Source organism: Bacillus sp. 05T31, assembly GCF_056396725.1.
Window position 1 is genome coordinate 1 of sequence record NZ_JBFTMA010001475.1, and the last position, 381, is coordinate 381.

The following is a 381-nucleotide window of genomic DNA, read 5'->3' on the forward strand; positions in this document are numbered from 1 at the left end:
AAGCAGGGAAGTATTATCACATAGCTCATCAAGCAGAGAAAAAATTACAAGAACGGGAGGCTTTAAAATGAAAAAGCTCGGCTTATTAAGTTTTGTAGCGGCTGTAATTCTGTCATTTGGTATTAATGTATCTAATGATTCACAACAAGCAAAACCACTTCCGAAAGAGCCAGTTATTTATATGTCTGAACACGGTACAGGTTGGTAAATAGCGCTTGTAAAATAAATGTCATTACCCCATTAGGAGAAACCTTGCTATTAATAGTAAGGTTTTTTTGCTGTTTTTAGGAAACAAGTTTTTTGCTTTAGATGGTAAAATAAAGAAAAGAATTGTGAGTTTATGTTATTAGAAAGGGGAATGAAAATTGAACATATTTAAAT

At 32.3% G+C, this 381-nt stretch carries 1 protein-coding gene; it reads left to right on the forward strand.

Features of this window, described 5'->3' with window-relative positions; translation table 11 throughout:
* The coding region (locus tag AC1DJR_RS33910) for a hypothetical protein (protein ID WP_477004666.1) at positions 1-208 on the forward strand (208 nt) is incomplete at its 5' end.
* Positions 209-381: the final 173 nt, after the last annotated feature.